The sequence below is a fragment of the Fibrella aquatilis genome, from assembly GCF_017353255.1.
In the GTDB taxonomy this organism is placed as follows: Bacteria; Bacteroidota; Bacteroidia; order Cytophagales; family Spirosomataceae; genus Fibrella; species Fibrella aquatilis.
In genome coordinates this window covers 307,874-331,872 of the sequence record NZ_JAFMYU010000001.1, presented here as the reverse complement: position 1 = coordinate 331,872, position 23,999 = coordinate 307,874, and the positions used below count along the sequence as shown (strand labels likewise).

At 53.7% G+C, this 23,999-nt stretch carries 20 protein-coding genes; 10 read left to right on the top strand and 10 right to left on the bottom strand.

What is annotated here, in order from left to right; translation table 11 throughout:
- The first annotated feature begins 14 nt into the window (after positions 1-14).
- Positions 15-851 carry a M12 family metallopeptidase gene (locus J2I48_RS01390; protein ID WP_207333584.1) on the top strand — a complete coding sequence of 279 codons (837 nt, stop codon included), beginning with the start codon at positions 15-17 and terminating at the stop codon, positions 849-851.
- A 150-nt stretch (positions 852-1,001) separates the two neighbouring features.
- A complete protein-coding gene (locus tag J2I48_RS01385; protein WP_207333759.1) occupies positions 1,002-2,333 on the top strand; it encodes an MFS transporter in 1,332 nt (443 codons plus the stop codon).
- 23 nt (positions 2,334-2,356) lie between these two features.
- On the opposite strand, the gene J2I48_RS01380 is transcribed toward J2I48_RS01385, so the two are convergent.
- The 7 genes from J2I48_RS01380 to J2I48_RS01350 all read right to left on the bottom strand — a co-directional run bounded on the left by J2I48_RS01380 (position 2,357) and on the right by J2I48_RS01350 (position 8,817).
- Positions 2,357-3,949, bottom strand: a complete 1,593-nt coding sequence (locus J2I48_RS01380) for a Na+/H+ antiporter (protein ID WP_207333583.1) — start codon at positions 3,947-3,949, stop codon at positions 2,357-2,359.
- 19 nt (positions 3,950-3,968) lie between these two features.
- Entirely contained in the window at positions 3,969-4,652 is a 684-nt protein-coding gene (locus J2I48_RS01375; protein WP_207333582.1) for a hypothetical protein, read from the bottom strand.
- Between the two features lie 61 nt (positions 4,653-4,713).
- Positions 4,714-5,280, bottom strand: coding sequence for a 1-acyl-sn-glycerol-3-phosphate acyltransferase (locus J2I48_RS01370; RefSeq protein WP_207333581.1), 567 nt, complete (start codon positions 5,278-5,280; stop codon positions 4,714-4,716).
- A 46-nt stretch (positions 5,281-5,326) separates the two neighbouring features.
- Positions 5,327-6,028 carry a hypothetical protein gene (locus tag J2I48_RS01365; RefSeq protein WP_207333580.1) on the bottom strand — a complete coding sequence of 234 codons (702 nt, stop codon included), beginning with the start codon at positions 6,026-6,028 and terminating at the stop codon, positions 5,327-5,329.
- A 112-nt stretch (positions 6,029-6,140) separates the two neighbouring features.
- Positions 6,141-7,028 (bottom strand): S1 family peptidase, encoded by an 888-nt coding sequence (locus tag J2I48_RS01360; RefSeq protein ID WP_207333579.1) that lies wholly within the window; start codon positions 7,026-7,028, stop codon positions 6,141-6,143.
- A 79-nt stretch (positions 7,029-7,107) separates the two neighbouring features.
- Positions 7,108-8,484: an OmpA family protein gene (locus tag J2I48_RS01355; RefSeq protein ID WP_207333578.1), complete on the bottom strand. Its 1,377-nt coding sequence runs from the start codon at positions 8,482-8,484 to the stop codon at positions 7,108-7,110.
- Positions 8,485-8,613: 129 nt separating this feature from the next.
- A complete protein-coding gene (locus J2I48_RS01350; RefSeq protein ID WP_207333577.1) occupies positions 8,614-8,817 on the bottom strand; it encodes a hypothetical protein in 204 nt (67 codons plus the stop codon).
- 248 nt (positions 8,818-9,065) lie between these two features.
- Here J2I48_RS01350 and J2I48_RS01345 point away from each other — a divergent pair, with 248 nt between their 5' ends.
- The 5 genes from J2I48_RS01345 (at position 9,066) to J2I48_RS01325 (ending at position 16,426) form a co-directional block, all read left to right on the top strand.
- Complete coding sequence (locus J2I48_RS01345) at positions 9,066-9,935, top strand: SMP-30/gluconolactonase/LRE family protein (RefSeq protein ID WP_207333576.1); 870 nt, start codon at positions 9,066-9,068, stop codon at positions 9,933-9,935.
- Positions 9,936-10,166: 231 nt separating this feature from the next.
- A complete protein-coding gene (locus tag J2I48_RS01340) occupies positions 10,167-12,620 on the top strand; it encodes an outer membrane beta-barrel protein (protein WP_207333575.1) in 2,454 nt (817 codons plus the stop codon).
- Positions 12,621-12,884: 264 nt separating this feature from the next.
- Positions 12,885-13,481, top strand: a complete 597-nt coding sequence (locus tag J2I48_RS01335; protein WP_207333574.1) for a nucleotide exchange factor GrpE — start codon at positions 12,885-12,887, stop codon at positions 13,479-13,481.
- 109 nt (positions 13,482-13,590) lie between these two features.
- Positions 13,591-14,751, top strand: coding sequence for a molecular chaperone DnaJ (dnaJ, locus tag J2I48_RS01330; protein ID WP_207333573.1), 1,161 nt, complete (start codon positions 13,591-13,593; stop codon positions 14,749-14,751).
- A 523-nt stretch (positions 14,752-15,274) separates the two neighbouring features.
- Positions 15,275-16,426 carry a WG repeat-containing protein gene (locus J2I48_RS01325; RefSeq protein ID WP_207333572.1) on the top strand — a complete coding sequence of 384 codons (1,152 nt, stop codon included), beginning with the start codon at positions 15,275-15,277 and terminating at the stop codon, positions 16,424-16,426.
- Positions 16,427-16,768: 342 nt separating this feature from the next.
- On the opposite strand, the gene J2I48_RS28605 is transcribed toward J2I48_RS01325, so the two are convergent.
- Positions 16,769-16,930 (bottom strand): helix-turn-helix transcriptional regulator, encoded by a 162-nt coding sequence (locus J2I48_RS28605; RefSeq protein WP_207333571.1) that lies wholly within the window; start codon positions 16,928-16,930, stop codon positions 16,769-16,771.
- 419 nt (positions 16,931-17,349) lie between these two features.
- Here J2I48_RS28605 and J2I48_RS01315 point away from each other — a divergent pair, with 419 nt between their 5' ends.
- The 3 genes from J2I48_RS01315 (at position 17,350) to J2I48_RS01305 (ending at position 19,858) form a co-directional block, all read left to right on the top strand.
- Positions 17,350-19,209 carry a carbamoyltransferase family protein gene (locus J2I48_RS01315; RefSeq protein WP_207333570.1) on the top strand — a complete coding sequence of 620 codons (1,860 nt, stop codon included), beginning with the start codon at positions 17,350-17,352 and terminating at the stop codon, positions 19,207-19,209.
- A 107-nt stretch (positions 19,210-19,316) separates the two neighbouring features.
- Positions 19,317-19,466 (top strand): DUF5989 family protein, encoded by a 150-nt coding sequence (locus J2I48_RS01310; RefSeq protein WP_207333569.1) that lies wholly within the window; start codon positions 19,317-19,319, stop codon positions 19,464-19,466.
- A gap of 5 nt (positions 19,467-19,471) precedes the next feature.
- Positions 19,472-19,858 (top strand): hypothetical protein, encoded by a 387-nt coding sequence (locus J2I48_RS01305; RefSeq protein WP_207333568.1) that lies wholly within the window; start codon positions 19,472-19,474, stop codon positions 19,856-19,858.
- Positions 19,859-19,956: 98 nt separating this feature from the next.
- Here J2I48_RS01305 and J2I48_RS01300 read toward each other — a convergent pair whose 3' ends face one another.
- The gene (locus J2I48_RS01300; protein WP_207333567.1) at positions 19,957-21,315 is read right to left on the bottom strand and encodes an SGNH/GDSL hydrolase family protein; all 1,359 of its coding nucleotides are present in this window, start codon (positions 21,313-21,315) and stop codon (positions 19,957-19,959) included.
- A 121-nt stretch (positions 21,316-21,436) separates the two neighbouring features.
- Positions 21,437-23,602 carry a DEAD/DEAH box helicase gene (locus J2I48_RS01295; protein WP_229375704.1) on the bottom strand — a complete coding sequence of 722 codons (2,166 nt, stop codon included), beginning with the start codon at positions 23,600-23,602 and terminating at the stop codon, positions 21,437-21,439.
- Positions 23,603-23,999: the final 397 nt, after the last annotated feature.

The window sequence follows — 23,999 nt, the reverse complement described above, 5'->3', positions numbered from 1 at the left end:
ACTCAACATACGCTATGAAAGTTTACACACTACTTCTGACCAGTATCATTGGTGCCTGCACCATTTTCAGCTGCGCTACCGACAGCAACGACATGGCCCATCCGCAGGCCGACAACACTGAGCAGGCCTTCCCTAACCAGGTTGGCGTTCAGAAAACAGGCACCTTCCGGGGTACGCCTGTTACCTACCAGGAGATCAACGGTACGCCTATCTTCCAGGGCGACATCATTCTTTCGCCCGACGACCTGACCGACCCTAACCACGCCACGAATGGTGCAGGACGTACGCTAAAAAGCCTTCGCTGGACGGGTAAAATTGTTTATTACACTATAGACCCAAACATACCAAGCCCTGAGCGCATCACCAACGCCATGAACCACTGGATTGCCAACACGGGTATTCGGTTTGTGGAACGCACCACGCAATATTCCTACGTCACCTTCCGCGACAATGGCGGTGGGTGTTCATCGAGCATCGGCCGGGTGGGTGGTCAGCAGTTTATCATGATGGGTCTCGGCTGCACAACGGGCAATATCATCCACGAAATCGGTCATACGGTAGGGCTATACCACGAACACAGCCGTGCCGACCGCGATACCTACCTGACTATCAATCAGGCCAATATTGCCAGCGGCTATGAGTCTGAATTCCAAACCTATACGCAGATGGGTCGCGATGGATTCGATCAGGCAGGCGGGCTGGATTTCGGCTCGATCATGCTCTATGGCTCCTACGCTTTCTCGGCCAACGGCCAGCCGACGATTACCAAGAAAGACGGCTCTACGTTCCCCTTTCAGCGCGACGGCCTCTCTCCGCTAGACATTGCCACCGTGCAGACGATGTATCCTTAAAGGGAGTTTAACGTGTAGAGTTCACCGTTTGAAGTTGGCTTACGCCAGAGTACAACGCTAGCGTGAGCCAACTTTAAACGTTAGACATTGAACTTTAAACTCAGTAATGGCCCCGAACCCAACGCCCTGGTTTCGGGGTTGTTTTTTTGTATGACAACACCCGTACCCCCACCTCACGATGCCTATGCGGCCCTGCGAGTGCCCGATTTTCGGTATTACGTGCTGAACTCGTTTCTCATCACGGCCACGCTGCTGATCCAGGAAGTGGTGGTGGGCTATGAACTCTACAAGCTCACCCACGACCCCCTGGCCCTGGGCCTGATTGGTTTGGCCGAAGCCATTCCGTTCATCTTGCTTTCGCTGTTCGGTGGCCACCTCGCCGACCGGCGCGATAAAAAACGGATTCTGCAAATCAGCCTGCTGGTGATCATGTTAGGGTCGGTGGTGTTGTATCTGGCATTCCGGCCGTCGGTGGTGGGGCAGTTGTCGCAGGCTGCGCGGCTGGTGGTGATTTATGGCGTACTCATGCTCATTGGCACGGCGCGGGGGTTTTATTCGCCCGCCAGTTCGTCGTTGAAACCCTTTCTAGTACCTCGTGAACTCTACGCCAACTCGGCCACCTGGAGTAGTTCGTTCTGGCAGGCGGGGGCCATTGCCGGGCCGGGCGTGGCCGGTTTTCTCTACGCTGCCCTCGGCTTCGACAATACGCTATTGGTAGTAATTGGCCTGTATCTGGTCTGCTTTGTGTTTCTTTCGCTCATCAAACGGCAAACAGCGCCAACGCTACCCAACTCAGCATCTGCCAGTTTGGGCTTGTGGGCCAGCCTGCGTGAAGGATTTGCGTTTGTGTTTGGCAATCGGATTGTGCTTTACGCCATCTCGCTCGACTTGTTTTCGGTACTGTTTGGCGGCGTGGTAGCCATCCTGCCCATCTTCGCCGAAGACATCCTGCGCGTCGATGCGGCGGGGTGGTCGTTTTTGGGTATTGCCCCCGTCCTTAGCAACGGACAGCTGATTGTGCCACCCGCCGTGGTGCTGGGCTTTTTGCGGGCTGCGCCGTCGGTGGGGGCCGTGGTGACCATGCTGGCGCTGGCCAAATTTCCGCCCACGGTAAACGCCTGGCGCAACATGCTGCTTGCGGTGGCGGGCTTCGGCGTGGCCACGTTGGTCTTTGCCGTCTCTACTAACTTCTACCTGTCTCTGGCCATGCTTGCCCTGACGGGGGCGTTCGATAGTGTGAGCGTCATTATCCGGCAGACCATTATGCAGCTCCTGCCGCCCGACCACCTGCGCGGACGTGTGGCGGCCGTAAACGGCATCTTTGTCAGTTCATCTAACGAAATAGGCGCGTTCGAGTCGGGCGTGGCGGCGAGTTTGCTGGGCACTATCCCCTCGGTGGTGGCGGGTGGGGTGGTCACACTGCTGGTAGTAGGCTACATCTACACCCGATCTAAAGATCTGTTTGGTATCCGGCTCACCTGATTCGACACGAATCAGTTCGTCAATTAGCGACTAAGCGGATCAACTTTCTCCTCTTCCAGGTCCAGTTGTGCTTCTATTTTTCGCAAAATGTCCTGATCAAAATCGGCCTCCCGGTGCAGACGCATTAGTTCGTTCCGTTTTGCCTGATTCAGCCTGACCAATGCAGCCTGGTAGTTGTCCAGCAAGTCGTCTGCTGTAGTCGATGCCGTTAGCTCGTTGACAAGATGGCCACTTTCCAGTCGGTTTTTCAGGCCCGCCAGCAGGGGGTTGCCAGTCAGTTGGTCAGCATAGTGCCGGGTAAATTCGTGCATGGCCACTTCGTGCAGTTTCCGGACAATGGCTGCCTCCTGCTGTTTCTCGGGTAGGCGATCAATTGGCTCTTCGGGATGTACCAGCCGCACAACCAGCGGCAGAGTTAAGCCCTGTACCACCAGGGTCATCAGGATAACAATGAAGGTAATAAACAACAGCAGTGACCGGTGCGGAAAGGCCTCACCACTGGCCAACGTAAGGGGTACTGAAAACGCAGCGGCCAGCGATACTACGCCCCGCATACCCGCCCAGCCAACCACCACCGGTCCCCGCCAGCCCACATTCCGGACGGCCACGGGGATATACCGCCCCACCAGCCGCGTAAACGGTGCCGACAGTAGCGTAAACCCCAGTCGCACCAGAATCACCACCGTCGAAATAGCCAACCCGTAGCCAATGGCGGCGGGTAAGGAGTACTCATTCAGCCCATCCAGAATCACCGGCAATTCCAGGCCAATGAGCACGAACACCAAGCCATTGATGATGAAAATAATGGTACCCCACATAGCCGATCCCTGCACCCGTTCGGTATGCTGCAACAGCCGGTGACTGTGGTTCGACAGGAAGAGCCCCCCGCTAACTACGGCAATGACACCCGAATAATGAAGTTCTTCGGCCGCGAGATACATTAGGTAGGGCGTTAGAAAGGTCAGTAAAATACTGATACGCGGCTGGAGGGGCACCCAGCGGTGAATGACATAAAAGACACCCGCAATGGCCAGCCCAACCACTGCCCCCAGCCCGGTAACGGTCACAAACGAAACGGCGACCTGCTTCCAGATTACCGTGCCGGTGGCTACGCTGGCCAGGGCAAACCGGAGTACAATCAGGCTGGCGGCATCGTTGATAAGGCTTTCCCCTTCCAAAATACTTAGCGTGCTTTTGGGCACGTTCACGTTTCGAAGCACAGAGGTAGCCGCCACAGCGTCGGGAGGTGAAATAATGCCGCCCAGCACAAACCCAAGCACCAGCGTGAAGCCCGGAATAAGCCACTGGGCGGTGTAGGCCACGGCGGTTGCCGTGAGGACAACCAGTCCAAAGGCCAGCACGAGCACAATGCGCCGCCAGCGCCAGAGTTCCCGCCACGACATAAACCAGGCTGCTTCGTAGAGCAGCGGTGGCAGAAAGACCAGGAAGATGAGGTCAGGGTCGATGCTGAGGTGGGGCACACCCGGCAACAAACTGATAACGATCCCGCCTAACACCAGAAAAATAGGCGTGGGAATACGCAGGCGCTGAGCCAGCGAAGCCAGCAGCGCCATCATGACCAGCAGTGCCAACCCTAAAAATACCGTTTCACGCATGGTTGAGTAAGTAAAATGCCTACTGACCGTCGTAGGCCCGTAGTACAGCCGTCACGTCGGTCCAAGATTTTAGCTTACTGCCATAGCGGTTAATTACCTGCGCCACCACCTCGCGCTGATCGGCGGGGAAAGCACCCAGCAACGACGATTTAGTGGGCGTTACGGCCTGTAACTCGTTAGCAATCAGCAAGTATGTTTGCTTTCGCTGCACAAACTGCTTTTTGCCAAAGTCGTTGCTCATGGGGTCTTCATCTTTTTTGATAGTCCCGGTCAGGTAGGCCAGCAGGGTTGATTTCTTGCCGTCGTAGAGCACATGGCAAAATGTGATGGGCGTAATCTCACCCTTGCCGGAATACCCATTCCGAAACACCAGCGTATCGCCAGCGCTGGCTACCAGTTGGAATTCGGTGGCGGGGGTAGTGAGCCGTTGCACCCGCTGCCCGTCGAGGTATTCGAGCTGCCCTAGCTGCGTATTAAACCGCGCTTTAAGCGGCTGTAACTGCCTGGTATTCTGAGTTTTCACCAGTGTGGGGGCAAATCCTTTTTCAGGAATATAAGGCGACCCTTCCACGCCGACATAGTTATTCTGGTAGGGGTCGATGATGGTCAGCGTGGCGTAGGAACCCGACGAGTTCATCGACATTTGACCATACGTGAGCGTGGCCGACAGCAGAGTGGGCAGTAGTAGCAGTGCGCGTTTCATGAGGGGCGGTATCTAGTGCAGCTAAGATAATGAACATCCGCCCAGAACCGGTTGGCCTGCATCAGCGGATCTCGCCCGTTTCTTCCCAGTGACTAAGCCAGGCCTTTTTGACGTCGCTTACCTGCGAGAAAAACGTGTAGAAAGGCAGCATATCGGCGGCATAGTTGCCCGTGAGGTAAAGCGGTTCGCTCAGTACAACCCGGCGACGATGCCAGTTGAAACTGACCAGAATCAGCGGCACGTCGGCTTTGCGGGCAATGTGGTAGAAGCCCGTCTTCAGGGTCTGTACGTTGCTCCGGGTGCCTTCGGGCGCAATGCAGATGTGCAGTTGGTCATGCTGTTCGAAAACCTTTGCCATAGCATCGACCAGGTTATGCGATTTATCGCGGTAGACAGGTATGCCGCCCAGCACCCGAAATAGCCAGCCCGCATACCAGGTGAACAGCGAGCTTTTAGCGAAATAATGAATCCAAAGCCGGATGGTTGGCCGAACGCCCAGGCCAACCAGAAAATCCCAGTTGGTGGTGTGGGGCGCTTCTACCCAGATGGCTTTCGGCACGGTGGGCACGGGGCCTACAACCTGCCAGCCCCATACCTTAAATAGCCAACGGGTGAGGGCACTCAGCATGGTAGTATGTCAGGTTTTGGAGTTGGTAGATGGCCATGAAGCAACGTTAAGCAAATTCCACGTCAGTCAGTACTGGTTGCTGCTGATACGTGGGTCTGTTGGCCAGTAACCATTCTCCTTTGATGAGCCACGACGTGCCCAGGGCCACGAAAGCAGGCCATTCCAGCCAAAAAACGGGCTTGTAAGCGGTGGTCCAGTCGACCAAACGCTGCCTGATTTCGCCCCCATACCAATCGGGTTTCGACAGGGCCACAATGGTGAACACCAGGATGCCGATGGTAGCAGCGCAGGTATAATAGATTTGGTTGCGGAATCTTGCCTGACGGTCACGGCTGCCATTCTCCCGCGCAAACAAACAAAACAGCACCGACATCGCTAACAGAAAAAAGGCCGCAAACGCCTTGTGCAGTTCCTCACCCAGCGCGTTAGGCTGGTATGCACGGGTGCTACAGCCATAAATATCGTTGGAGGTGGGCAGCAGGGCCACGGCCACCACGCAGACGGCAGCAAACCGGGTAGTAGCCGTTTGGGCGGTGGTATCACCTTTGTAGAGAAACAAAAACAAGCCTGTTGCGTAGAGTAGGCCCACAAACAGGGGGTTCATGCTCGTGTAGTAGTAATGACTTACCGAAGCCAGCACAACGGTGCAATGGTCAAGGGCTGCCGTGCCCGCCACGAGCACAGCGGGCAGTAGAATACTTAACATTCCTAAAACACGCAATACGGTACGTTGGTGTGCTGGCTTCATGGCTCGTTCTTATTAACGGAACCAAAGTAGCGTAGCCTTAAACTGCCCGCCTGCCAATGTATGTAAGCACCAACGTTTGGTGGTGTGAATGGACGATTTCTGTAAGTAACGCCTATTCCTCGAAGTAATTCACGCCATTGTCGGCCAGGAATCGCTTGATCACGTCGACGTGTACGCAGGCCCCAACGTTGAGAAACGGGTAGTTCGAGACGCGGGCTTTGCGGCCATTCACCAGCACCTGCCGGTCTTCAATGTCGAAGCCCAGGTGCAGGTGGCGGGTTTCGGTTTGCATCCCATACACCACGCCGTTGGTGTCGAACAGTGGGCCACCGCTTTGGCCGCGCAGGCCGGGGGTACTCATCTCGATACCCGTCACGTCGGCGCCATTATCTGACAGTAAGCGCGTTACGATGCCGTCGATGGGAAATTTAGGAGTGGTTTCGCGCCCGCCCACGGTCCATTCGATGTCGTCGGTTTTGGCGTTGTAGAGGTAGTTGGTGAATTCGGGGAAGGGGTAGCCCAGCCGGCAGAGGGTCCGGCCCGGGCGCACGCGGCTGCTATCGCGCAGGAATACGGCGTGGCTTTTGTAGAGTAGTTTATTATAGCCAATAAACCGTAGAATGGCCAGGTCCTGGGTGGGGTGCAGGTCTATTTTCAGTTCCGAAAACTGATCAACGCAGTTCATAAACATGTTCCGCAGGCGGATGACCGTTTCAGACTTAAACTGGTATTTTTCTTCCAGCTTTTTCTGAATCGTGGCGTAATTACGGTCGCGCTGAAACTGCCTCAATTCGGCCCGGAAGGTGTTATAATGCCGGAAAATGGCATCTGACTGGGCAATTAGCTCGGCTACGTGCTTGCAGGTAACGGCACAGGCCTGCTCATTGACAAAAAAAAGCGTGGCTGAACCGGGTACAATTTCATTATGGCCAAACAGCCGTAAAATAGAGTGGATAGGACGGGTAAACGGATCGACGCGGTCGATGGCATTGACAAACATAGAAAGGCGCTAATTGGCCGTGCAAGATAGGAAGTCGATAGTCAATAGTCGGCAGTCGACTACTGACTATCGACTCAACCTACAACTTCGCTACCACCACATCGATGCGTCGGTTTTTCTGGCGGCCTTCGGCGGTGTCGTTGGTGGCGGTGGGTTTTTCGGCACCGTAGCCCTGTGACGTGACGCGGGTGGCCGAGATACCGGCAGCGGTTAGGGCGTCTTTCACGGCATTGGCCCGCTCCAGCGACAGTTTTTTGTTAACGGCGGCATCACCCGTATTGTCGGTATGGCCCTGAATATTAATCTGCAACGTGGGGTAAGCCTTCATGATCTCGATCAGGTCGTTGACGTTGGGCTGCGATTCTTTCGTGATCCGGGCCGAATTGGTGTCGAACATTAGGTTTTCAAACGTGAACGTACGCGGCACCGGGCGCGATTTACCCGCCATGAACCCGGCCAGGTTCGCGTTGAACGAGTTCTCCAGCACGTTCAGCTTCCGGCCGCCGGGTAGTTCCACCTGCTTGGTAGTGCCCGCGGTGGTATCGCCCACCATGCCGCTACCGGTACCCACGGTGGTTTTGAACGGACCCCGCGCCGTATCCTGCGTTGACCCGTTCGATTGCTCGATGTTTTTCCGTCGGGTGGCTGAGTCCTCCTGGCTGGCTGGCTCCGATCGGGCCGTGGTGTCGGTGAAAACGCCCTCGGTGCTTGACTCCGGTTCGCGGCATTTCTGCACAATCAGGAACAGGATGAGTGCCCCCACGGCAATGAGCGCCCACCGAAGCCAGTTGGTGTTTTCGTGTTCGCGCTCCACCAGCGGACTTTTGGGCAAATCGGGGTTGGTGGGGGTGCTCATGAAATTGGTCACACTCTGCGCCTCTTTATCCGAAGCCGAGCCGGGCAGCTTGTCGAACCCCAGCAACGTTCCCAGCGAAGCCAGCCCGGCAGGCATACCCGCCCGGATCTCGTCGACCTGACCAGCCACGATGGTGTGCAGATTGAGGCCGGTGAGGCCATTTTCGAGCGTTTGCCGCCCCAGCATCCCTTTTAGCACCGACCCCACCAGGTCGATCAGTGTATGTGCCGACACCCGGTTTATACCGCTGAACCGGGCAATCTGCTCAGCCACCTGATCGAGTTGGTTAGGAAACAACTGATGCACAAACGCATCGCCCGACGAGACGGCGGTCTGGGTTTCGGCGGCCGTATCGGTCACCTGACTAATATCGAAGGGAGTGGCTTCCTTGCTATACGTGCCCGACCGTAAGACATCGACGATGCCATCGGCGTCAGACACCGACTGGGTGCGCTTGGCCAGCGTGCCCAGCACGGTAGGAATAATAGCCGCTACAGCAGCCGAGGTGTGCGCGGGCGTTTCGCCCAGCCGTTCGCCAAGCTGGTCAATAACCGAAGCCGTAAACTGCGATTTGATGTAGGTAAGTAAGTTGAGCGCCATAAATCATCTCGTGTGGTGAATCTGGCATATCAACCCCAGGGCAGCTTGGAATGTTCGTCGGGTGGTGAAAGAGCGAAAGAGTGAAAGTGCGAAAGAGTGGATGGCGCAGGAGTACACTCTTACACTCTTTCACTCTTTCACTCTTTCACTACCCGCGTAGGCTTGCTGAACGAAATCATCGACGGCGATAGGCTCATTCATCAGGACGCGTGCGTTGAAAAATGCCCATAATAATTCGTCAGATGGGTCATAACGTTGTTGCAGCCGGACCAAGTCGCGGGTGCTTTCTTTAAGGCAGGCTGAAATAGCCGTCGGGTAGGAAGAAGAATACATAGCTGGCTTGATTTGATCAGATTGGCAGGGATTTAACCCGTTCATTATGAGATTGTTTCTGATTGAGATGAATCTAAGAAAAATTTAATACGCCTGTCGATAACGTCTGGTCAAGGGGTCCTATATTGGTTCGACCCTATGTAGCTCATTTGCAAAAACGAGGCCATTTTTTAGCCATAAAAAAGGTCAACCTATCGTAGGGGTTGCAGGGCCGGTTGGGCGGTTGTTGCTTTGCCAAAAACTACCCGATGACTGCTCCTTTCGTTTCAGTTACTACCCTGTTGCTGGGTATCTGTCTAAGCTGCTCTGCCGCCACGGCTAAACCAAAACCCAAACGGCTGACCAAGCTCTGGGAGTCCGATACCACCCTGCGCGTGCCCGAATCGGTGCTGTATGATGCCGCACAAGACGTACTTTTTGTAGCGAATATTGAGGGAAAATCTGATGCACTGGACGGCAATGGCTTCATTTCGCAACTCAACCTCGACGGCACCCTGCGCAAACTAAACTGGGCAACGGGCCTCAACGCGCCCAAAGGCATGGCCGTTCACCGGGGTAAACTCTACGTGACAGACGTCTACCGGCTGCTGGAACTCAACGCCGAAACGGGGCAGGTAGAGAAAACGTATGATGCCGTGGATCCGAAAAATTCGTTTCTCAACGATGTCGCCGTCAGCCCCAACGGCACTGTCTACGTGTCGGATAGCCGCTTCGACAAGATTTACCGCCTCAAAGACGGTGCCTGGACCGTCTGGCTACATGGTGAACAACTAAACAAACCGAACGGGCTGCTGGCGATAGATAATGACAACCTCCTCGTTGGCAGCACCAAAATTGGTGCGCTCCGCTCCATAAACGTAGGCACGCAGGCCATCACCACCATCGCCGACGGTATGGCCGCTACCGACGGTATCATAAACGATGGCAAAAAAGGCTATTTCGTCTCTGACTGGAACGGACAGGTGTTTTTCGTGGAAAAAGACGGCACCAAGCAGCAACTGCTCGATACCCGCCCGGCCAAGGTCAGCGCAGCCGACATCACCTACATCCGGGGCAAAAAGCTACTGCTGGTGCCTACGTTTTTTGGTAATACAATAGTGGCTTATAAAGTAGACTAACGCCTAATAGCCCCTCCCCTGCCTATTCTGGTAAAGCGTGCCTAATCTGGGTGCGCTTTTTTCATACCATGCAACCCAAGCCAGGCCGACTGCATCCATACAGTTAGTAGTGCAAACCGTTAAACCGAGCCTGACAACCGCTCGTGTAAGATCAGGTACTATGCAGTACACAGTACTGTATTTTTATTCCATTAATCAGCGAAAGCACATCCATTCGTTCAGATCAACCTTATGAAATTCATTTACCTGGCCCTCGTCTTCTACCTGTTTATCGTGCCTAGCCTGTCGGCGCAAACAATCGGCGCTATCAGTGGCAATGTTGTACAAACAGCAGGCAAACCGTTGGAATTCAGCACATTGATGCTAATAAAATCGACTGATTCAAGCCTGGTGAAAGGCGCGGTAGCCGACGCAGCCGGGGCGTATGCCTTCGAGCGGGTGGCTATGGGGACGTACCGGATCTCGGCGCAGCAAGTGGGCTATGCCAAGGCCTACAGCGACCTCATTGTCATTGACGAAGTCCATCAAACCGTTCAACTCCCCCCTATTCAACTGGCCGAGGAAACAAAAAAGCTGGCTGAACTGACCGTGACCGCCCGCAAGCCATTCATCGAACAGCAGGTAGACCGCACGGTAGTCAACGTAGAAAATAGCGTGGTGTCGGCGGGGAATACGCTGCTGGAAGTGCTCGAGAAAGCCCCCGGCGTCACCGTCGATCAGCAGAACGAGGCCATCAAAGTGCGGGGTAAGGGTGGCGTGATTGTCGAAATAGACGGCAAGCGGTCGTACCTGTCTACGCAGGAGTTGATGAACCTGCTGCGCAACACGCCGTCGGACAACGTCGAGAAGATTGAGGTCATCACCAACCCATCGGCCAAATACGACGCGGCGGGCAACTCCGGCATTATCAATATCCGGTTCAAGAAAAACAAAAACTTTGGCACCAACGGCACCGTGACGGTGGGGGCTGGTCAGGCGCTGCAACCCAACGGCCGGGGGCGCATGACCTCGTCGCTGACCCTAAACCACCGCGTGGGGCAGGTGAATCTGTTTGGCAACTACAGCTACGGCAACTACAACAATTTCAATCGCAACGACATCTACCGCCGTATTCCCTACAACGGGCAGGTCACGTACTTCGATCAGCGGTCGGCGCGAATCAGCCAGAGCCTGAGCCACAATTTCAAAGCGGGTATCGACTGGTCTGTTTCCAAAAAAACAACCCTGGGTGCCCTGGTAAGCGGTTTTGTGGAAAACGAAAGCCAGCCGAGCGGCATCAGCAACGCCGATATTCTAAACGAGCAACTGACCGTAACGCGCCGTTTCACCACCGGCAACACCATCAAAGCCAACCTAACCAACCTGAATTACAACCTCAATGCCAAGCACCTTTTCAACGACAAAGGCCACGAACTGAGCGCCGACGTGGACTACGTGACCTACGATGGACAGTCGCGGAATGTGCTGGGTACGCAGTTCTTTACACCCGACGGAGCCGTGTCGGGTCGCCCGGATTCGGTGCGGAACGGTATGCCGTCGGCCATTCAGATTCTGGTTGGTAAGGTAGATTACGCCTATCCCATGGGCAAGGGCAAATGGGAAACGGGCCTGAAAGCCAGCCGCGTAGAGTCGGACAATAACCTGACGTTTGAAACCAAAACCGACGCTTGGGCCGTTGACTTAACCCGCTCGAACCGATTTATTTACACGGAAAACATCTCGGCGGCTTACATCAACTATAGTCGCCCGCTAGGCAAGAAAACGCAGCTACAGACGGGCCTGCGCCTAGAACACACCAACTCGGTGGGCAACTCGGTCACGCTGGGCGACGTGCGGAGCCGCAACTACACCAACCTGTTTCCGAGCCTGTTCATCACCCAGCAACTCGACTCGAGCAACGCCTTGTCGTTCAACTACAGCCGCCGCATCGACCGGCCTAACTATCAGAACCTCAACCCGTTCATTTTCTTCCTCGACCCCTTCACCTACCAGCAGGGTAACCCCAACCTGCGGCCGCAGTTTACCAATTCGTTCCAGCTCACGCACACCTATAAGCAGGCGTTCATCACCACGCTGGCCTATAGCCGCATCTCCGACGCCATTATCGACGAGGTGCCCCGGCAGATTGCCGCCGAGAATAAGACCTTTGTCACGAGCGAGAACATCGACCACCAGGATAACCTCAGCCTGACGCTCAGCTTTCCCCTGCCCGTGACCAAATGGTGGACCATGCAAACCAACGTATCAGCGTTCTACAACCAATATAAAACGTTCTATAACAACGAGTTACTGACCCTTCAACAGACATCCTGGAACGCCTACACTAGCCAGAATTTCACGCTCAGCAAGACCATGACACTCGAAGTGTCGGGCTATTACAATGGCGCGGGGGTGTATGGTTTCTACCAAATGCGCCCTCAGGGAGCACTTTCATTGGGTATTCAAAAGCAGGTGTGGGACAAAAAAGGGCGCTTCAGCCTGAACATGAACGACCTCTTCTGGACGAACTATTTCAGGGGTAAGGCGCAGTTCCAGGACATCGACTTTCAGGTAAAATCATTCTGGCAAAGCCGCGTAATCCGGGCCTCGTTCACCTACCGCTTCGGCAACCAAAACGTAAAAGGCGCCCGCCAACGCGACACCGGCGCGGATGAGCTGAAGTCACGGATGAAGGGAGGGAATTAGTGGTAAGTGCTGAGTGGTAAGTGCTGAGTTTGCTTCCGCCCGCGTAGCCCGGACGCGGGCGGAAGCAAACTCAGCACTTACCACTCAGCACTTACCACTCCCTTTAAATCCTTTTGTTTAGGTTAGGCGAAAAGCCGTCTCCGCATTGAGGGACGGCTTTTTTGTGTTCACGCCAAGCTGTCATCTTGTCAGTCAGAAACAATTTGGTACTTGTTTTGCGCGTAGGAATGCAACCCGAATTAAGGAACAATACGACCTGTAGGTATGGAAAATAAAGACTTCATCGACGATCAGCCGTCGGCAACTGACAACTCAACCGAAAACATCGATACTGAAACCGCCGAGACCATCAACGGTGGCGTGACCGACGACGCGGAGCAAACTACGCCCGCCGACGAAGCCACGGAAGCCGAACCAACCGAGCCGGTGGGTTCTGAACTGGCGGTGTTGAAGGATAAATACCTGCGCCTCTACGCCGACTTCGAGAACTTCCGTCGGCGTACGGCTAAGGAAAAACTAGACCTGATCACCAACGCCAACGAAAGCCTGCTATTGGCTCTGCTGCCCGTAGTCGATGATTTCGAGCGGGCGATGCCGTCGCTGGCCAACGCCAAAGACGTGAACGCGGCCCTGGAAGGTATTCAGCTGATTTATAGCAAGTTGGCCAAAACGCTGGAGGCAAAAGGCTTGAAACCGATGACCAGCAAAGGCGAGGTGTTCAACGCCGACCTTCACGAGTCAGTGACGCAATTCCCCGCCCCAACCGATGACATGAAAGGCAAGGTGATCGACGAAATCGAAAAAGGCTACCTCCTCAACGACAAAGTGATCCGCTACGCAAAGGTGATTATAGGAGCATAAATGAGTGATGAGTGATGAGCGGTAAGTGATGAGTTTGCTTACGCAACAGCAATACGCTGGCGTAAGCAAACTCATCACTTACCGCTCATCACTCATCACTCCTAATTTAATGGCAAACAAACGCGATTATTACGAAGTGCTGGGGGTTGACAAGGGCGCCTCACCGGACGACATCAAGAAGGCGTACCGGAAGATGGCGATCAAGTACCACCCGGATAAAAACCCCGACGACCCCACCGCCGAGGATAAATTCAAGGAAGCCGCCGAAGCCTATGACGTACTGAGCGACGACCAGAAAAAGGCCCGCTACGACCAGTATGGTCATGCCGGTATGGGTGGGGCTGCTGGCGGTTATGGTGCCGGTGGCCCGTCGATGGACGATATTTTCAGTCAGTTTGGCGACATTTTTGGCGATCAATCACCCTTCGGCTCATTCTTCGGGGGTGGTGGCGGCGGTGGTCAGCGGCAACGCGTACGCCGCGGCTCCGACCTGCGCATTAAGCTGAAACTCGATTTGCAGGAGATTGCCAACGGCGTTGAGAAGAAAATCAAGGTAAAGCGCCACGTGGCTTGCCAAACCTGCGGTGGCAACGGCTCGAAAAACGGCACCGCCGTGCAGACCTGCCAAACCTGTCAGGGCAGCGGCCAGACCCGCAAGGTGGTCAACACCATGCTGGGTCAGATGGTCTCGACGGCCACCTGCACCACCTGCAACGGCGAAGGCAAGATCGTGACCGACCGTTGCGACGTGTGCCACGGCGAAGGCCGGGTGTTGCAGGAAGACGTGATCCCGATCAAGATTCCTGCTGGCGTGGCCGAGGGCATCCAACTGTCGGTGGGTGGTCGCGGCAACGTGCCCCCACGTGGTGGCGTGGCGGGTGATCTGCTCATTGTAGTAGAAGAGGAAGAAGATCAGGACCTCAAGCGCGACGGCACCAACGTGGTGTTCGATCTCTACGTCAACTTCGTGGATGCCGCCCTGGGCACGAGCGTAGAGGTGCCGACGATTGACGGTCGCGCCCGCATCACGCTGGAACCGGGTACGCAGAGCGGGAAGATCCTGCGCCTGAAAGGCAAGGGCATCAAAGAGCTAAACGGCTATGGCCGCGGCGATCAGCTCATCCACGTCAACGTCTGGACCCCAAAAACGGTCAGCGCGGAAGAGCGTTCGATCCTGGAAAAGCTCCGCAGCTCCCCCAACTTCCAGCCCAAGCCCAACAAAAGCGACAAAGGCTTCTTCGAGAAGATGAAAGACTTTTTTCATGGATAAGCAGCTGGTTATCAATACAAACGAGGTGCTGTCTTGGTTTAAGACAGCACCTCGTTTTGCGTATAGCTTTATTTAAAATTGACTCTCAATCAAATCTTTGCTACAAAATTTGAATTCTTTAGATTAACGTATTCATTTGTTTACCAATCATAGGGCTAAAGTACATCACAATACTTGCGCGGAATTAAAACAGGCTGATTATCAATATACTGTAATTCCGCGACTTAACGTGCATAAACTTGTTAGGCCATGTCCAAGCTTAAGTACTTGTGATTCAGCACGTTGAGAAAATTCTTCCTTAAGTGCTCACGTACGGGCGACAGGGTCAACTTCGCTCGGCAGGACGCACCTAGCGGCGGCTCCTTCCCTCTTGCGACAGGTTGCGGCCACTATGGACAGCATGCATTTGCTATGGTTCTTAACTTCGTTCAACACGCCCAGCTTATGGGCAACAGTATACGTCCGCCTTCTGTTAGCTTATAATTCATTATGTTTGGTATTCAAATAAATAACAACTGCTTCCATGAGATTTTTTTACATGCTTCTTGTCTTTTGCTATACAGGCTCGCTTGCTCAGAAAAGAACGGACTCAACCAAAGATTTACGATCTGCAATCGCTATCACTCCATCTAGCGATGAGGAAAGTAAATTTAAAAATTTAGAGAGTAACTTGCGTAGTGAAAAGGATACTCTTAAAGTAGTGTTTAGCGATATTCGATTGGGTGCGTCTGACTTTAGCGATCATCTATGTAAATTCGATTTTGGAAATAAGTATGGATTTATAGACAGACAAGGAAGAGTAGTAATAAAACCAACAATGCGCTTTGTGCAGGATTTTAAAAATGGATTCGCGATTTACCATTTTAAAAATCAATATGGTTTTATCAATAAGAAAGGAAAACTTGCAATACAATGTAAGTATGACGATGCTGGTATTTTCTCTAAAGATAGATTAGCTCCGGTTAGGAAAAATGGAAGGTGGGGGTATGTTGACACTACTGGCAAAGAAGCTATAGAGTTAAAATATATTAGCGTAAATAATTTTAGTGATGGTGTAGCGCAAGTAACAGAATTTAATGGCAATCAGAGTATTATCAATGTAAAGGGCGAAATAATTTCAAAGGATTATGGACGTTATCACAGCACTGGAGACTTTAAAAATGGGTTAGCTCAGGTTTCAATTGAAGACACTGCAAACAGATCAAATATACTAAAATTTGGTTTTATTGATAAAAGTGGCAAATTGAAAATACCTTTAATCTACGAATCTGGATTCGATTTTTCTGAAGGATTTTGCTCTCTGGTTTATAAAAAGAAGTATGGCATAATTGATACTACAGGTAAGACTCTTGTTCCATTTGATTATGATATGATCTGGCCTTATAGTGAAGGACAAGCCATATGCATGAAAGGGGAGAAGTATGGATTACTTGACTTAAAGGGAAAACATTTGCCTTTAAATTTCAAAATAATCCCAGTCGGAGTATCTAGTGGATTAATCTGCGCTATTAAAGGAGAAATGAGAGGTTATATTGATACTTCAGGAAAAATTGCAATCCCCTTCATTTATGAAAGTGTTAGAAAGTTTTCGAACGGTATGGGTTACGTGAGAAGAGCCAACGGGAAAAGCTTTTTTATTACAGAGCAAGGCAAGTGTCTCTTCCCTTGTGATTAATGCTAGTAAGGTTTTCTTTCAATCATATGTATTACCATAGTGTGCGCGTTTGTGATTAGCTTCGCTTGGGTGCGCCTCGTTCGACAGGAAAGTGATTGAGTGCTTTGTGACTGCACCCAACGATCCAAGGGTGAAAAAGCACGTGGGTACGTCGCGTTTCCTGTCTTGGGTGATGTGCTCATCAGCCCTTGGAGTTGTTAGGCGAAAATATTGCTCTTACAATTTCTATAAAACGCAGAGCATAGCCGGTTAAGAAGTTATCGCTTTCAATAATTTCTTTTGTTTTGGCTTTAGCACGTTTAGGCGGTTCAATTTGCGTTTGGCTTTGTAGTAAACTATGTCTCAGATATAATTTCGCTGAGCGTTGAACCAAAACGAAAAATCTATTTGTAGGGCTTCCTCCAACATCAAAGCCATCGCTACTGACACGCTTTTTTTGCCACGGATAAGCTTAGATACGAACGTAGTGCTCACGTCTAGTTGCCCGGCGAATTGCTTCTGCATACTGTTTCGTGCCGTCAATTCGTCGGCGTGGTGGAGGGGGGAGCTAGTGGCGCGTCAGCCTGAACGCCGTGGCTTTAGCCCGGCGCTGGGTGGGTACGTCTCCTCCCCTCTTTGCGACTTTAGTCGCAGCCGGAAATGACTTAGCACCGCCTCATCCGCGACTAAAGTCGCTAATATATAAGAAGATACACCGCCCAGCGCCAAGCTGAAGCATGGCGTTCAGGCTGACGCGCCAGTAGCTCCGCCGTCCGCCTAGCTCATGGTAGGGCATATGTTAGGTTGTGTGAGCCACTAGCAATCAACCCGATTAGCTATAATCTACTACCGTATGCATCGCTGAAGGCGGGGGAAAGGCTATTCGATTGTACTTTTGTACGGGCCTACACTGCTCCACTTACCGTACACCTGTTTCTTTGCGCATGAACATACTTGGCATTTCGGCCTTTTACCACGACTCGGCGGCAGCCCTCGTGATCAACGGGCAAGTGGTCGCAGCGGCGCAGGAAGAGCGTTTTACCCGCAAAAAACACGACCCCGGATTCCCCAAACAGGCCGTTCAGTATTGCCTCGACTATGCCGGGCTTCGCCTCGCCGATATCGACGCGGTTGTTTTCTACGACAAACCCCTCCTTAAATTCGAACGGCTGCTGGAGACCTATTACGGCTTTGTGCCAAAAGGTCTGCGCTCGTTTATGACCGCCATGCCGGTCTGGATCAAGGAAAAGATTTTTTTGAAGCGCCTCATCCGCAGTGAATTAGCTGAAATAGACAGCGATGGTGCGAAGACCGTTAAGCTGCTGTTTCCCGAACATCACCTCTCCCACGCGGCGAGTGCATTCTACCCCTCGCCCTACGAACGGGCGGCGATTCTGACCCTCGACGGGGTGGGCGAATGGGCCACGGCGTCGATCTGTCTGGGCGAAGGCAGCCACATTACCATTCTGAAAGAGCTGCATTTTCCGCATTCGCTGGGTCTGCTCTATTCGGCGTTCACGTATTTTCTGGGCTTCCGGGTCAACTCTGGCGAGTATAAGCTTATGGGCCTGGCTCCCTACGGCAACCCCACCGCCCCCATCGTGGACGAGTACGTGCAGAAGATTCTGACCACGCTCATTTCGCTCAAGGACGACGGCTCCATCTGGCTCGATCAGGATTATTTCGATTACGCCACGGGCCTAAAAATGGTCAATGCCGACAAGTGGGAGGCCCTGTTTGGCATAAAGCAACGGCAGCCCGAAGACGAACTGACCGATGCCCACTGCAACCTGGGACTGGCCATTCAGCGCGTCACGGAAGAGGTGGTCCTGCGCATGGCGCAGGAAGCTAAACGCCTCACCGGGGCCGATGCCATCTGTCTGGCGGGGGGCGTGGCGCTCAACTGCGTGTCGAACGGGAAGTTGCAGGCGTCAGGCGTATTCAGGAACGTATTCATTCAGCCGGCAGCCGGTGATGCGGGCGGGAGCCTCGGCGCGGCGCTGGCGGCCTACCACATTTATTTCAAGCAACCCCGTCAGGTGGCTCCCTCGCTCGATGCGCTGCAAGGGTCGTACCTCGGCCCCGAAATCACCGACGCCGACACCGAGCGCGTGATTCGCAAATACCACGCCGTGGCCACGTACCTGTCTAACGAAGCTCTTTCGAGCACCGTAGCGGGTATCTTGGCCGATAACAACGTGGTGGGCTGGGTGCAGGGACGCATGGAGTTTGGTCCGCGGGCGCTGGGCGGACGAAGCATACTGGGCGACCCCCGCAGCGAGGACATGCAGAAGAAGTTAAACCTGAAAATCAAATACCGCGAGTCGTTCCGGCCCTTTGCCCCCTCGGTACTGGCCGAACGGGTAAGCGATTATTTCGATTACGAAGGGCCATCACCCTACATGTTGCTAGTGCACCCCGTAGCCAAAGACCGGCGGCGGACCCTGCCCAACAACTACCATGCGCTTTCGTTACGCGACAAGCTCTATTACGAACGGTCGGATATGCCCGCCATCACGCACATCGACTTTTCGGCGCGGATACAGACGGTGCACAAGGAGACCAACCCGCGTTACTATGCCCTGATTGAAGCCTTCGGGCAGAAAACGGGCTATGATGTAGTCGTGAATACCAGCTTCAACGTGCGCGGTGAACCCATTGTCTGCACCGCCGACGATGCCTACCGCTGCTTCATGCGCACCGAAATGGATTACCTCGTGGTGGGCAACTTTCTTTTCGACAAACGGCAACAACCTGCCTGGCAAGACACCGACAACTGGAAAGAAGAATTTGTACTGGATTAATCATTGGACATTGGTCATTAGTCATTGGTACGGTCCGACGGGTCGGCTGGATAAGACCAATGTCTAATGTCTAATGTCCAATGACCATCTACTAAATTAACTTCACTATGGAATTTCTCACTGACATCCTGCGCTTCATGAAACAGCGCAAAAAATGGTGGCTGGCCCCCGTTATCATCATCCTACTCTTGTTGGGTATCCTGATCGTGCTTGGCGGTGGCTCGGCGCTGGCTCCGTTTATCTATACCCTGTTCTAGCGCTGATGGCACCAAAAGCAATTCCCGAAATCGATGTCTGGAAAGCCAACGTGGCCATTGCAGCGGGCCTGCTGGCCCTGCATATCTTCACCAAAAACCACTATATCGGCTACCTCTACGCCGCTTTTGGCCTGATCGCGCTACTGTTTGTCATCCCCTACTTTAGCCGGTTCATCGCATGGGGTTGGTTCAAAATCGCCGAAGTGCTGGGGTTCATCAACACCCGCGTGTTGCTGACGGTCATCTTTTTCGTGTTCCTGATGCCTGTAGCCCTGCTCTACCGGTTGCGCAACAAAAACATGCTCAACCGCCGCAACGGTAAGGGGCTAACCACCCTCTTCAAAGACCGGTCGCACCAATACAACGCGGCGGATTTGGAGAATGTGTGGTAGAAGGGAGTGATGAGTGGTAAGTGATGAACGATGAGTTTGCTGCCGCCAGCGTACCTGCTCTGGCGGCAGCAAACTCATCGTTCATCACTTACCACTCATCACTCCCTTCCCACTGCTTTCAAATACGCGGCCTCTTTCAACAGACATTCGGTGGCCCAGGCTTCGCCTTTGGCGGTCCAATGGCCATCGCAGGGGACGTAGAGGTCGGCTAGGTTGCCTTGGTAGGCCAGGGCGTGGGGTACGAGTGAGATGAAGCCAACGCCCCGCTGCTGGCAAAACTGGCGCAGCTGCCGGTCGAACTTATTGTCAGCACCGGCTTGTAATGCCTTTACGTCCAGCATGATAGGTAATGACACAAAGACGATTTGCTTACCGGCAGCGTCCTTTACCAGCTGGTCAAGGCTACGTTGCACAATGGCCCAGTCATTCTCGGTAAACTGAGCGTAACGAGTCCACTTTGGGTCTACCTGCGCCTTGTTTTGTACCAGTTTCAGCAATGTCTGAGCCAGGTACGAATGCTCGACAAAATGCACACGAGCCTTTTGTTTCCAGGTAAGGGTCTGGTAAACAGAATCAACGGTTTGAAGCAAGCTGGCCCGTGTCCGGCCCACGGCAGCAATAGACTGCCGGATGTTGGCCAGCGAATAGGCCAGCTTCCCGTCGGCCGTCCAGTAGGGTCGGTAGATGGGAAAATCGACTTGTGCGTGGACCTTTTCACCCGTATAATCCTCGAAATCATTAGCCGGGAGCAGCCCCACCAGCACAGCTTTGTGGGCAACGCGGTCTTTGAACTGTCGGTACGTTTGCCAATAATTAATGGGCGACGTGCCGTTGATGGCAAAATTTAGATGCCGGTGGCCAGTCATTTTCGATAACAGCGTTGACATCCGGTCGGCGGGGTTTACCATGTAGCCCTCCATGTAGGAGTCGCCCAGCACGATCACCCTGTTGGTGGAATCCATTGTTAGTGGGTCATCGGCAGCCCCTAATTCATTGGCATAACGACGCAACGTATCACCCGAACAGTTAACTACCTGCTCACGCCTATTGGGCAGCCGCCAGCGTCCCGCAAAAAGGCTTACGTCGCCCGCGTAGGTGATCGGGTCGTCGATATTTGGGGGAATGTAGAGGCGGTGGTTGGTAATGCCTACCCCGGCAGGTATGCCCAATGAGACCAGCAGCCAGCAGATGCCTTCCAGAAAAAGCAGCGTTCCCAACGCCGACGTGGTATAAAACGCAATCGACTTAATCAGATTGCTCTTCGACCGGAAGCCCAGGGTCAGCACGGTGATGATGACCCACCAGATGACTATCAGCCACAGCCCATTTACATAGGCTATTCCTTTGATGAGGCCGTCAGCTTTTCCGTCAGCTGATGTGTCGAGAAAGCGACAGGTGGCGTAGACCAGCCCTAAAAGAAGGCCGACAAGCCCGACAACGCGTAATACAGATTTCATGAATGGGTGGTCAGCCAGGTGGTAAAGCAGGACCGAAGATAAGACCAGCCCCTCCCCCATACAAAAAAAGTACCCCCAGACTAGCCAGAGGTACTTTTTAAAAATCAGGAATGACTGCCTCTTAGCGAGTGATCTCCACGCTTACCCGGCGGCCTTTGATGTTGTTACCGTCCATTGAGGCTACCACGCGGTTGGCTACATCGGTTGGTACGTCCACAAACGTGTGGCTGTCGAAGATATCGATGCTGCCAATGCTGCTGCCGGGAATGCCCGACTCGCCCGCAATGGCACCCACCAGGTCGCCCGGGCGGACGTAATCTTTACGGCCGATGCTCACGCTAAGGCGCGTCATGTTGGCTTCACGCTCCCGTACCGGACGGTCGTTGTCTTTACCAAAATAGGGCTTACCACCTTCGCGGGGACCAGCAAACCGGTCGCCACCGGGGCGGGGGCCACGGTCTTCGAACCGGCCAGCGGGGCGAGGACCACGATCCTCAAAGCGGCCACCTCGGTCACCACCACGACGATCTTCGAAACGTCCGCCCCGGTCACCACCAAAGCGATCTCCGCCACGGCGATCGTCAAAACGTCCGCCCCGGTCACCGCCAAAACGATCACCACCACGCGATTCGCCACCGCGACGATCGTCAAACTTACTGTTGCGACGGTCTTCAGCGTTGAGATCCTGATCCGAGAATTCGTTTTTCTCAATACCCATGCTCCGCTTCATCAGGGCCGACACGATCTGGTCGGTCGAGAAGCCTTCGTGTTGCAGTTGGGTCAGCATATCGCCATACAGGTGCAGGTCTTTGCTTTCCTTGATATCTACGCTCAGTTGCTCGATGAAACGGGCTTTGCGGATACCCACAATATCTTCAAACGACGGAATAACGCCCTTTTCTACCCGAACTTTAGTGTAGTTCTGGATATCGCGGAAGCGGAATTTCTCGTCGCGGCTCACGAACGAGAACGCCCGGCCCGACTTACCGGCACGGCCCGTCCGGCCAATGCGGTGTACATAATATTCTTCGTCGAGGGGGATGTCGTAGTTGATAACGGCGTCTACATTATCGACGTCGATACCACGGGCGGCCACGTCGGTAGCCACCAGAATGGTGGTGGTACCGGCCCGGAACTTGCTCATCACGTTATTCCGCTGCTGCTGCCGCAGATCGCCGTGGAGGCCTTCGGCGGCGTAGCCCCGGATCATCATGTCTTCTACGATCTCTTCCACTTTCCGCTTCGTATTACAGAACACAAGCATCAGTTTCAGGTCGTAGAGGTCAATGAGGCGGCACATTACTTCGGTTTTAGCGCGGGGCTTGATTTCGAAGTACACCTGCTCGATGTTTACGGCGGTCAGTTCTTTCTTCACCACCTTCACCAGCACGGGGTCCTGCTGGAACCGCTGCGTGATCGAGAGAATAGGCTTCGACATGGTGGCCGAGAACAGTACCGTCTGGCGTTCGGCAGGGAAATCGCCGAGGATGTTTTCGATGTCTTCGCGGAAGCCCATATCGAGCATTTCGTCGGCCTCATCGAGGATAATCATTTTGGCGTTGTCGAGCTTCAACGTGTTGCGCTCCATGTGGTCCATCACGCGGCCCGGCGTACCAACCACAATGTGTACCCCTTTCTTCAACGACCGAATCTGGCGGTCAATCGAGTCGCCACCGTAGATGGTTTCGATGTAGATGCCGCGCTTGAATTTGCTCAGCTTGCGCAGCTCTTCCGTTACCTGCACGGCCAGTTCACGCGTGGGGCACAGGATGAGTACCTGCACGCTGCGGTCGTTGGGGTCAACGAGTTCGAGGGCGGGAATACCAAACGCGGCGGTCTTACCCGTGCCCGTCTGCGCCTGTCCGATCACGTCACGTCCGGCCAGGATGGGCGGAATGGCTTCGGCCTGAATGGGCGATGGCGTGGTGAAACCCATCTCCGTTACCGCAGCCAGGATATCGGGCGACAGGTTCAGGTCAGCAAAGGTGCGCTGGTTGGCATCGGGCTGAACGGTGATGGTATCTTTAATAACAACGTCTTTCTCTTTGGCAACGGGAGCGGTTTCTGGCATCGCTTCTGAAACGGTTTGATTGGCGTCAATAGCCTCTGTTACAGGCTGTTCGTCATTAAGGTTGGTTGACTCAGCGGGTTGTTCGGCCTTGGCTTTTTTAGCTTTTGGCTTCTTGGCTACGGGAGCCTCGTCGGTGTCGGTTTGTGCGGCCATGTCCTGCACGTTGATCTGATCGGCCATGCCGTCAATTTCGGGCTGATTGTTGTCCGAATTCATAAATAAAACTTGTATTGAATGACATCCGCATACGGCGGAATTTCGTCAAGCAGACAGCGTAGTGTGCAGGAACCTGCTAAGCACCAACCCAGACATTCTTTGTCGCAGCGGCGATCATTCGCCCACTGCCGACGCCCCAACGGACCGCCCCAACCAATTTCCAGATGAATTTTTGACTCGCTTTAGCACAGCGTAGTTGACCCTCGTCCTTTCGGAGACCCATCGCCCACAGACCATACTGTCTTTTGTACATCCGTGCTGGCTCTGTAGACCACATTGAGAAACGAGTGCGACTGAGATAGTCGCTTAGAACAGAGTATAGCGTGCGGATGCCGCTTGAAATTCTGGTGCAAAAGTAAGAATATATTTCCAAAAAAGCAAGTGTGGGGCCGAAGAT